The sequence below is a fragment of the Pseudomonas sp. PA-1-6B genome (genome assembly GCF_021609545.1).
In the GTDB taxonomy this organism is placed as follows: Bacteria; Pseudomonadota; Gammaproteobacteria; order Pseudomonadales; family Pseudomonadaceae; genus Aquipseudomonas; species Aquipseudomonas fluorescens_BV.
Map to the genome: position 1 here is coordinate 22,480 of NZ_WJZM01000068.1, position 8,242 is coordinate 30,721.

At 61.2% G+C, this 8,242-nt stretch carries 9 protein-coding genes; 6 read left to right on the forward strand and 3 right to left on the reverse strand.

Annotated elements, in window-relative coordinates; genetic code table 11:
* The first annotated feature begins 282 nt into the window (after positions 1-282).
* Entirely contained in the window at positions 283-1,491 is a 1,209-nt protein-coding gene (locus GIV35_RS23905; protein WP_034127164.1) for an ammonium transporter, read from the forward strand.
* Here the strand turns inward: GIV35_RS23905 and GIV35_RS23910 are convergent.
* On the reverse strand, positions 1,478-3,214 hold the full coding sequence (locus tag GIV35_RS23910) for a cation:proton antiporter (protein WP_236265555.1): 1,737 nt from the start codon (positions 3,212-3,214) through the stop codon (positions 1,478-1,480). The genes GIV35_RS23905 and GIV35_RS23910 overlap by 14 nt on opposite strands.
* Before the next feature lie 238 nt (positions 3,215-3,452).
* Here GIV35_RS23910 and GIV35_RS23915 point away from each other — a divergent pair, with 238 nt between their 5' ends.
* From GIV35_RS23915 to GIV35_RS23925, 3 genes are all read left to right on the forward strand, one after another.
* On the forward strand, positions 3,453-3,689 hold the full coding sequence (locus tag GIV35_RS23915; protein WP_105226267.1) for a glutaredoxin family protein: 237 nt from the start codon (positions 3,453-3,455) through the stop codon (positions 3,687-3,689).
* 74 nt (positions 3,690-3,763) lie between these two features.
* Complete coding sequence (locus GIV35_RS23920; protein ID WP_003189932.1) at positions 3,764-4,099, forward strand: hypothetical protein; 336 nt, start codon at positions 3,764-3,766, stop codon at positions 4,097-4,099.
* A 69-nt stretch (positions 4,100-4,168) separates the two neighbouring features.
* The gene (locus tag GIV35_RS23925) at positions 4,169-5,059 is read left to right on the forward strand and encodes a pseudouridine synthase (RefSeq protein ID WP_236265554.1); all 891 of its coding nucleotides are present in this window, start codon (positions 4,169-4,171) and stop codon (positions 5,057-5,059) included.
* 55 nt (positions 5,060-5,114) lie between these two features.
* Here the strand turns inward: GIV35_RS23925 and GIV35_RS23930 are convergent, their stop codons facing one another.
* Complete coding sequence (locus GIV35_RS23930) at positions 5,115-5,336, reverse strand: YgdI/YgdR family lipoprotein (protein ID WP_003189935.1); 222 nt, start codon at positions 5,334-5,336, stop codon at positions 5,115-5,117.
* Positions 5,337-5,415: 79 nt separating this feature from the next.
* Positions 5,416-6,018 carry a molybdenum cofactor guanylyltransferase MobA gene (gene mobA, locus GIV35_RS23935; protein ID WP_105229105.1) on the reverse strand — a complete coding sequence of 201 codons (603 nt, stop codon included), beginning with the start codon at positions 6,016-6,018 and terminating at the stop codon, positions 5,416-5,418.
* A gap of 76 nt (positions 6,019-6,094) precedes the next feature.
* Between mobA and moaB the strand changes: the two genes are divergently transcribed.
* A complete protein-coding gene (gene moaB, locus GIV35_RS23940; RefSeq protein WP_014717696.1) occupies positions 6,095-6,634 on the forward strand; it encodes a molybdenum cofactor biosynthesis protein B in 540 nt (179 codons plus the stop codon).
* Positions 6,618-7,844: a molybdopterin molybdotransferase MoeA gene (locus GIV35_RS23945; RefSeq protein WP_105226269.1), complete on the forward strand. Its 1,227-nt coding sequence runs from the start codon at positions 6,618-6,620 to the stop codon at positions 7,842-7,844. Before moaB ends, GIV35_RS23945 begins: the two co-directional genes overlap by 17 nt.
* Positions 7,845-8,242 lie beyond the last annotated feature (398 nt).

An 8,242-nucleotide genomic window follows, 5' to 3' on the forward strand; every position in this document is an offset into this window, starting at 1 on the left:
CATTGCAATTGTGTGGTACAGCTTTTGCTTTGCCTTGGTGCGCAGGTTCTGGAGCCTGCGCTGAATCCGGGCGGTCGAGGTGAAAACCTTGGAAAACCTTACCCTAAATCACTTAATTTCGCGGAAAAACCCTTTCGGCAACGGCCTGTTGTGTTGATCGCTGCGCTAAAGCGGTTCACGCCCTCTGAAGAAAGGCGGAGCCGACGGTGCCAATTTAGTGCGCGAAACCCTGGCTTGAACCGCTTTGGTGCTTTTTGCCTTGATGCAGGCCTGCCAACCTCCATGGAAAACTTGCAAAGCGCCGTGGACACCCTCGTCCACAGTTCCAATACCTTGTTCATTCTGATTGGCGCGGTCATGGTGCTGGCCATGCACGCCGGCTTTGCCTTTCTTGAGGTTGGCACGGTGCGCCAGAAGAACCAGGTCAACGCCTTGTCGAAAATCCTCAGCGATTTCGCGATTTCAACGCTGGCCTATTTCTTTATAGGCTATTGGATCTCCTACGGTGTGAGCTTCCTGCAACCGGCCGCGGTGATCAGCGCCGATCATGGCTACGGCCTGGTGAAGTTTTTCTTCCTGCTGACGTTTGCCGCGGCGATTCCGGCAATTATTTCCGGCGGGATTGCCGAGCGTGCGAAGTTTGCCCCGCAGCTGTGTGCCACGGCGCTGATCGTGGCGTTTATCTACCCGTTCTTCGAAGGCCTGGTATGGAACGGCAACCTTGGCCTGCAAGCGTGGCTGCTCGCAACCTTTGGCGCCAGCTTCCACGACTTTGCCGGCTCCGTGGTGGTTCACGCCATGGGCGGCTGGCTGGCGCTGGCGGCGGTGTTGCTGCTGGGCCCGCGCAATGGGCGTTATCGTGAAGGGCGCCTGGTGGCGTTTGCGCCGTCGAGCATTCCATTCCTGGCGCTGGGTTCGTGGATTCTGATCGTGGGCTGGTTCGGCTTTAACGTAATGAGCGCGCAAACCCTCAATGGCGTCAGTGGCCTGGTGGCCGTCAACTCGCTGATGGCCATGGTCGGTGGTACCGTGGCTGCCCTGGTAATTGGCCGTAATGATCCCGGTTTTCTGCACAACGGTCCTTTGGCCGGGTTGGTGGCAATCTGCGCCGGTTCCGACCTGATGCATCCGGTGGGCGCGCTGGTCACGGGTGTGGTCGCTGGCGGCTTGTTCGTGTGGTGCTTTATCGCTGCCCAGGTGCGCTGGAAGATCGATGACGTGCTGGGCGTGTGGCCGTTGCATGGCTTGTGTGGCGTGTGGGGAGGCATTGCCTGCGGCATCTTCGGGCAGGCTGCCCTGGGTGGGCTGGGCGGCGTGAGCCTGATCAGCCAGTTGATCGGCACCGGGCTGGGTGTGGCGGTAGCATTTGGCGGCGGCTTGCTGGTGTACGGCGTGATCAAGCGCGTGCAAGGGCTGCGCTTGAGCCAGGAACAGGAGTATTACGGCGCGGACCTGTCGATCCACAAGATCGGCGCGGTCAGTCAGGACTGATCGGCGCGTCTTCGTCAGTGTGTGGCGGTGGGTAGAAACCGTGCAGCAGGCTATAGTGGTTGCGCCGTACTTCATTCACTCGCGCCTGCACCTGTTGGTCCGGCAGGCCCAGCAGGATCAGGGCGTGGGAGGCGAGCATCAGGCTCGACTCCAGCAACTCGGGCACCACCTCGCTGGCGCCCGCGGCCTTGAGTTCAGCCAACTGGGTGTCATCGCGTGTGCGCACCAGGATCGGCACGTCTGGGTTGATCTGCCGCGCCTCCTTGAGCACCACCAGGGCGACATCGCTGTTATCCACCGCGATCACCACCAACCGCGCCCGTTCCAGGCCGACGGCGCTGAGTAATGCACGGCGGCGGCAGTCGCCGTAATGCACATTGCTGTCCTCGGTGGCGGCTTCCTGCACCCGTTCGGGGTCATCATCCAGGGCGATAAACGCCTGTTGTTCGCGGCGCATAAAGCGCCCGATGGACTGGCCTACCCGGCCATACCCGCAAATCACCACGTGTCCGTGTAATTGAGCGTTGAGTGCGGTGATGTTTTCCAGTTGCACTTGCTGGTTGGGCTTGCGATGCAGGCGCAGCGCGATGGCCGGTGCCGCACGTAACAGCAGCGGTGTCAGCAGCATCGAGCAGAAGGTGGCAGCCAGTAGCAGGCCGTTGAACTCATCGGGAATCAACCGGCTCTGCTGCATCTGCGCCATCAGCGCAAAACAGAACTCGCCGCCCTGGGCCAGCGCCAGACCGCTGCGCCAGGCTGTTTCGGTGTCACTGTTACGCCACTTGACCAGCGCCGCGACGACGCTGCCTTTGACCAGCATCAGCGTGAGCGTCAGGCCGAGGATCAACAGGCTGTGGCTGACGAACAACTGCAGATCGATGAGCATGCCGATGCTGACAAAAAACAGCCCCAGCAGGATGTCGCGAAACGGGCGGATATCGGCTTCGATCTGGTGTCGGTAATGACTTTCCCCCAGCAGCATGCCGGCCAGGAATGCACCGAGGGCAGGGGACAGGCCCAGCAGGTGGGTGAGCCAGGCGGTGAGCAAGACAATTACCAGCGCCAGCAGCACAAACAGTTCCGCCGAATGAGACGCGGCGACTTCACGGAACAGGCGCGGCAGCAGCCAGCGGCTGGCGAACAACAGGCCCACGAACAGCACCACGGTTTTGCCCAAGGTCAGCGGCAGCGCCCAGTACCAGGCTTGGTCGCTGCTGCCGGCGAATACCGGTACCAATGTCAGCAGCAACACCGCTACGACATCCTGGAACAGCAACACGCCGATCGCATTCTGCCCATGACTGCTGAAGACTTCACCCAGGCTGGTCAACTCCTTGCTGACAATGGCGGTGGACGATAACGCCAGCCCTGCGCCCAGTAACAACGCGACGCCAGGTGCGAGGCCAAAGCTCATCAATAGCGCGCCCAGCAAGGCCCCGCACCCCAGCACTTGCAGGCTGCCCAGGCCAAATACCACGCTGCGCAGAGCAAACATTTTCGACAGGGAAAACTCAAGCCCCAGGGAAAACAGCAGGAACACCACACCCATCTCGGCCAGGTCCGGCAGGTCTTCGTTGTCATTGACCCAGTCCAGCGCGGTGGGGCCCACTGCCAGGCCTACGCACAGGTAGCCCAGCACGGGCGGCAGATGCAGCCGGCGAAACAGTGCAATCACCACCAGGGATGAGGCCAGAATAATCAGCAGGTTGGCGAACACAGGCATCTCCGTTGCAGGGCGAGCGGCAAAAAGCCGCAAGAATCGCTGAATCAGTTATACGCCATGGTGATCTGGATCAGGCTTTTTGCGCCGTAGGAGCGAGCTTGCTCGCGAAAAACGTCAACGATACCGCGGGGTTCCTGAGTGAACGCGGCGCGCGGGAGTTTTTCGCGAGCAAGCTCGCTCCTACAGGGGCTTGTTGGGACTAGAATGGACGTTCGTTTCTTGTTCGAGTCCTTTCATCATGCTTCCTGTATGCCAGCTGTTCGGCACCCTGGGTTGCCATCTGTGTGAGATTGCCGAAGCCGAAGTCATGCCGCTCGTCGAACACGGGCTGTTGGTGGAGTTGGTGGATATCGCCGATCCGGAGGACCTGACAGACGTCTACGGCCTGCGGATTCCGGTGCTTCGCCGCACGGACACCGGGGCGGAACTGGACTGGCCGTTCGACACCGCGCAGGTGGTTACCTTCCTGCGCTGAGATTTATGCGATGGCGGCTTTCCAAATATTAAGTTACTGTATATTCGTACAGCGATTGAATAGAGGGAACGCCCGTGGTGAATGTTGAACAACTTAAAAGCAGCGTCAATCGCATGTCCGCCGATGTGGTGCGTGACGCGGTGAACGAACTGCGCCTCGATGGCCTGGTCACGGAAGGCAAGACGCCGTTTAACAAAGTGCATTTCAACACCTGCTTCGCGGAAATCGAGGCGCTGTTCCAGCGCGCCGGTTATCACAAGCAGCTCGATGTGGTGGGTTATCAGGGCTTGCTCTACGCGCTGTATGACCCGGGCCGTTGGGAAGCGGTGGACGTGCTGCGCTGGCTCAAGGAATTCACCGAGGCGGCAAGCGCCTCGCCGGTGCTGCGGGCTCAACTGGCCAAGGCCTGAGATAGGCCCTAGGCAATCGTGCGCCATGGGCGATAATGCCCGCCTGTTTTCCAGGCTTTGAGCGTCGGCATGTCCACTTCCGTTTTTTCCCCCTCCCAGCACCAAGCCAGCACCCTGTACTTGCCGCCGGGCTCCTGGGTGACGGTGCTCGATTGCCTGTGCGCACACTTTCCGGCCATCGGCCGCGAACAGTGGTTGGACCGCATTGCCCGCGGCCGGGTGCTGGATGTCAATGGCAGCCCGATCAGCGTGGGCCTGGGCTACAAGGAAGGCTTGTGCATCTATTACTTTCGCGAAGTGCCCAACGAGAAAGTGATTCCGGTGCAGGAAAACATCCTGTACGCGGATGAGCACCTGGTGGTGGCGGACAAACCGCATTTCCTGCCAGTGACACCCGCTGGCGAGTACGTCGAGCACACCTTGTTGCGACGCTTGATCCGGCGCCTGGACAATCCCGCCCTGGTGCCCCTGCATCGCATCGACCGACATACGGCGGGGTTGGTGCTGTTCTCCGCCAACCCGCACAGCCGTTCGGCCTATCAGCAATTGTTTCCCACGCGACGTATCGACAAATTCTACGAAGCCATCGCTCCGGCCTTGCCGCACCTTACTTTCCCGTTGGTGCACAAAAGCCGTTTGGTGGATGGCGAGCCTTTCTTTCGCATGCAGGAAGGGCCGGGTGCCAGCAACACCGAGACGGCGGTAGAGGTGCGCGAGAAAAACGCTGATCTATGGCGCTACGGCCTGTTCCCGGTGACCGGCAAGAAGCACCAGTTGCGCGTGCATATGACGGCGCTCGGGGCGAGCATCTGTAATGACCCGTTCTACCCCGAAGTGATCAAGGATGCCGAGGACGATTACGCCAAGCCTCTCAAGCTGCTGGCCCAGGGCGTGCGCTTTATCGACCCGGTAAGCGGTGAACAACGCAGCTTTCGCAGCCAGATCACCCTGGACTGGTAAACCCCAGGAACAACAAGGCCCGCGCGAGGCGGGCCTTGTGTGCAAGCGCTGAGGCTTACAGGTCTTTAACGGTGCGAACCTGATCTTTATTGATACGGGTGTGCTTGCCGTCCAGTTGTTCGAATTCGTAGAAGCCCGAATCTTCATCGTACTTCGGGGTGTCGACGGCCTGGATTTCGCGACCGTCATTCAGGGTGATCACTGTTGGCGAAGCGCAACCGGCGAGGGTGGCGAGGCCCAGTGCAAGCATGAGAGCGGCGATGGTCCGTTGAGTCATGAGTTTGTCTCCGAGAGAATACTTTTAAATTGCTGACCTTGTGACGTACGGGACGCCGGCAAAGTTCCTTGTGCAGGGTTCATTCTGACATGCCAGCCCGGGGGTGCAACAGCTCGGGCGTATTAAGATTGGCCAGGCGCGGGTCATCGGCCGGGCATTCCAAGGCCACCGCGCCCAGTTGCAGCCAGAGCTTACGCGGGCTGCGCTCACCCGCTTGCCATGCCTGTTCCACTTGGTTTTTCAGGCTCGTGGGAATGATGCACAGCAAGGGTTCCCAGCATTCACCCTGGCGCACCATCACCGGCGCCTGCGGGTTGCGTCGTGCGGTCGCACGCAGGTCGGCGAGCAGTCGCGCATCGATCTGCGGCACATCGCAAGGCAATATCAGCAGATGCTCATGGCGTGCGGCGAAGAGTCCTGCACGGATACCTGCCAGCGGGCCGGGGAAGCCCGGGTTGTCATCGCTCACCTGTTGGTCGGCATAGAGCGCGTAGCGTTCATGGTTGCGGTTGCACGAGATGATCAGGTCATCGGTGAGCGGCCGGGCCAACTGGTGCAGGTGGGCGATCAAGGGCTGACCTTGCCATTCCAGCAGCCCTTTGTCCTGCCCGCCCATGCGTTGGCCGCGACCACCGGCCAGCAACAGGATCGAACACGGCAGAGAAGGAAATTCAAACGTCATGGTGGTTGCGCTGCGGCAGGGAAACAGGGGCCTGTGATATAACATCGGGCTGTTCCTTCGACAACCGGACCGTGCCATGAAAGCCAAGGCCGATGCGCCCTTTGTACCCCTGAATATTGCTGTATTGACCGTCAGCGACACCCGCACCCTGGAGACTGACACCTCCGGCCAGGTCTTTGTTGACCGCCTCACGGCCGCCGGCCACCGCCTGGCCGAGCGCGTGCTGCTCAAGGACGACCTTTACAAGATTCGCGCCCAGGTGGCCCACTGGATCGCCGAAGACGTGGTGCAGGTGGTGCTGATTACCGGCGGCACCGGCTTCACCGGTCGCGACAGTACCCCTGAAGCAGTGAGCTGCCTGCTCGACAAGCAGGTCGATGGTTTTGGCGAGCTGTTCCGCCAGATCTCCGTGGCCGATATCGGCACCTCCACCGTGCAATCTCGCGCCCTGGCGGGGTTGGCCAATGGCACCCTGGTGTGCTGCCTGCCGGGCTCCACCAATGCCGTGCGCACTGGTTGGGACGGCATCCTCGCCGAGCAGCTGGATAACCGTCACCGCCCGTGCAACTTCGTCCCGCATCTGAAGCAGGCCGAACCTTGTGAATCCCGTGGATAAGCCCGGCAAGACCGGCGCCCTGATGCCGGTGGAAGCAGCCCTGCAGCGTTTGCTCGACATGGCCGCCGCCGCGCCGATCCGCGAGCAGGAAGTACTGCCCCTGGCTGAGTGTGATGGCCGGGTATTGGCCCAGGACCTGATCTCCACACTCGACCTGCCACCGTGGCCCAACAGTGCCATGGACGGCTACGCCGTGCGCCTGGCGGACTGGACCGGCGAACCCTTAGTGGTGAGCCAGCGGATTTTCGCCGGCACTGCCCCTGAACCCTTGGCGGCCGGCACCTGTGCGCGCATCTTTACTGGCGCGCCGGTGCCCCAAGGCGCTGACTGCGTGCAGATGCAGGAAAACGCCGTGGTGCATACCGACCAGCGCGTGAGTTTCACCGAGCCATTGCAGATGGGCGACAACATCCGGCCTCAGGGCCAAGAGACCACGGTCGGCGAGACTGTACTCAGTGCCGGCACCCGCCTGGGCCCTATCGAACTCGGTTTGGCCGCGTCTCTTGGACGTGATCGACTCGAGGTGGTGCGGCGCGTACGCGTGGCCGTGTTGTCGACCGGCGACGAACTGATCGAGCCAGGGTTGCCGCTCGGCCCTGGGCAGATCTACAACAGCAACCGCCGCGTGCTGTGCAGTTGGCTGATGCGCATGGGCTGCGAAGTGATCGATGCCGGGATTCTTCCGGATGATCTGGAACAGACCCGCGCGCGCCTGGCGGGGCTGGGCAGCGTTGACCTGATCCTCTCGACCGGCGGTGTGTCGGTGGGCGAAGCGGACTTCCTCGGCATTGCCTTGCGGGAAGAGGGTGAGCTTGCGCTGTGGAAGCTGGCGATCAAACCGGGCAAGCCGCTGACCTTCGGGCATTTTCGTGGCGTGCCGGTGATCGGCCTGCCGGGCAATCCGGCGTCGACCCTGGTGACTTTTGCGCTGCTGGCGCGCCCGTATCTGTTGCGCCGTCAAGGTGTGCTGGAGGTGCAGCCGCTGCGCTTCGAAGTGCCGGCAGGGTTCGTCTGGCCCAAACCCGGCAACCGCCGCGAGTACCTGCGCGGGCGGATCGAACAGGGCAAGGCGATCATCTACCGCAACCAAAGCTCCGGGGTGCTGCGCAGTGCGGCGTGGGCTGAAGGCTTTGTGGAGGTGATGGAAGGGACCACGCTGGCCATCGGCGACCGGGTCAACTTCATTCCTTTGAGCGAAGTCCTGAACTGAACATAGATCAAAAATGTGTGTGGGCTTGCCTGTGATAGCCATAGGTATCTACACAACTTCAGTACGACACTGACCCTGTGGCGAGTGAACCTGCTCCCGTGACGGCCTGACAGCGCTGATCTAGCTGACGCAACGCGATCCAAATGTGGGAGCTGGCTTGCCTGCGAAGACGGCCTCACAGTCGACACCGTTATACCGGGTGTATATCCATTCCTGCGGTAACGGCCGCTTAGGGTTCCGCTCTGACAGCGGCTCACTTTTGAAAGGAGCCTGTACGGACCGGACACATGGTTGACGGGTGTGCGGGGACATGGTGGACACTTTGCGGCGAACCAACTTCGCCGGGAAGTCATCATGCCTTGGACTACGAGAGATACCATGAGCCTGAAAGAAGAGTT